Origin of the sequence: Nesterenkonia sp. PF2B19, assembly GCF_001758425.2 — a bacterium.
GTDB lineage: Bacteria > Actinomycetota > Actinomycetes > Actinomycetales > Micrococcaceae > Nesterenkonia > Nesterenkonia aethiopica.
The window spans coordinates 1-1,455 of sequence record NZ_MDSS02000127.1; the positions used below are offsets into that span (position 1 = coordinate 1).

Below are 1,455 nucleotides of genomic sequence, written 5' to 3' on the forward strand. Positions count from 1 at the left end.
CCGCGCGCCGGAGTGCAGCACGAGCTCATAGGCCGTTGCCTGGACCTGGCCGAACGGGCGGCCGCCGGCGGGGACGTGCGGTGGCCGCCGTCGTCGTGGACCCGGACGGCCAGATCATCGGTGAGGGCCACAACACCCGGGAGGCCGACGCCGATCCGGCCGGCCACGCGGAGCTGATCGCCCTGCGCGAGGCCGCACGACACCGCGGCACCTGGCGCCTGGACGACTGCACGCTGGCCGTCACCCTGGAGCCGTGCCCCATGTGCGCCGGCGCCATCGTGCTCGCCCGCATCCGTCGGGTGATCTTCGGCGCCTGGGATGAGAAGGCCGGCGGGGCAGGGTCCGTGTTCGACATTCTGCGGGAGCCGCGGCTGAACCACTGGGTGGAGGTCCACCCGGAGGTGCGCGCCGAGGAGTGCTCCGCACAGCTCAGCGGGTTCTTCGCCACGCGGCTGCGGGAGGGCGGGACGGCCTCCGAGACCGAGGGCTGAGAACGAGGGCTGAGAACGAGGACTGAGGCCGGGCCCCGCCCGCGGGTGGCGGCAGGCGCGTGCCGGTCAGTCACGCGGATTGCTGAGTTGCGCGGTGCTCTCCGCAGACCCCTCCCCCGATCTCACCGTCGCCCTGGCACGTGCCGAGTCCCTGATCGCGCTGACGCCGGACTACCCCGAGCCGGGGGTGCTGTTCCGTGACATCTCTCCGCTGCTGGTGGACGCCGCCGCGCTGGAAGCTGTGACGACAGGGCTCATCCAGCCGTTCCATGGAGCCTTCGACGTCGTCGCCGGCATCGAAGCCCGCGGCTTCCTCCTGGCCGGGGCTATCGCGATCGCCGCAGGAGTGGGGACGCTGCCCATCCGCAAGGCGGGCAAGCTGCCGAACCCGGCTGCGAGCATCGAGTACCACCTGGAGTACGGCTCTGCGGTGATCGAGGCCCTCGGGGTGCTGGAGCCCGGCGCGCGGGTGCTGCTGGTCGACGACGTGCTGGCCACCGGTGGCACCCTGGCCGCCTCCCGGCAGATCATCGCCGAGCTCGGCGGCGACGTGGCCGGCGCCGCCGTCGTGCTGGAGCTCGAGGAGCTGGGCGGGCGCCGTCACGCCGGGGCCGTGCATTCACTCTTCCGCACCGGCGGCTGAGTCCGCTCCGGCCGGAGACAGCCACGATTGGAGTCCCGCGCGCATCTTCGGTAGCATCTTCAGGTCTGAGGTGACGTGTCCGAGCGGCCGAAGGTGCGACACTCGAAATGTCGTGTACGGTAACCCCGTACCGTGGGTTCAAATCCCACCGTCACCGCCAGTTTCGAAGGCCCCGGATCCTTGATGTTTCAAGGATCCGGGGCCTTCTTCATGCTCGAAACAGGGTTATTGGCCAGAATGTGTGTATGGCCCGGGCGTGTCATCCCCTTCCGGCCCAGCCTTTGCGGGTCCAGAGGCCTTCCTCAGCTATAGCTGAGGTGC

The 1,455-nt window shown here is 70.3% G+C and carries 2 protein-coding genes and 1 tRNA gene; all 3 read left to right on the plus strand.

Going from position 1 to position 1,455, the window contains the following annotated elements; all coding sequences use genetic code 11:
- Nucleotides 1-80: 80 nt before the first annotated feature.
- The 3 genes from BCY76_RS17245 (at nt 81) to BCY76_RS17255 (ending at nt 1,294) form a co-directional block, all read left to right on the plus strand.
- Nucleotides 81-491 (plus strand): nucleoside deaminase, encoded by a 411-nt coding sequence (locus BCY76_RS17245; protein WP_085437971.1) that lies wholly within the window; start codon nt 81-83, stop codon nt 489-491.
- Between the two features lie 94 nt (nt 492-585).
- Entirely contained in the window at nt 586-1,134 is a 549-nt protein-coding gene (locus tag BCY76_RS17250; protein WP_085437972.1) for an adenine phosphoribosyltransferase, read from the plus strand.
- A 69-nt stretch (nt 1,135-1,203) separates the two neighbouring features.
- Nucleotides 1,204-1,294 (plus strand) — tRNA-Ser (locus BCY76_RS17255).
- Nucleotides 1,295-1,455: the final 161 nt, after the last annotated feature.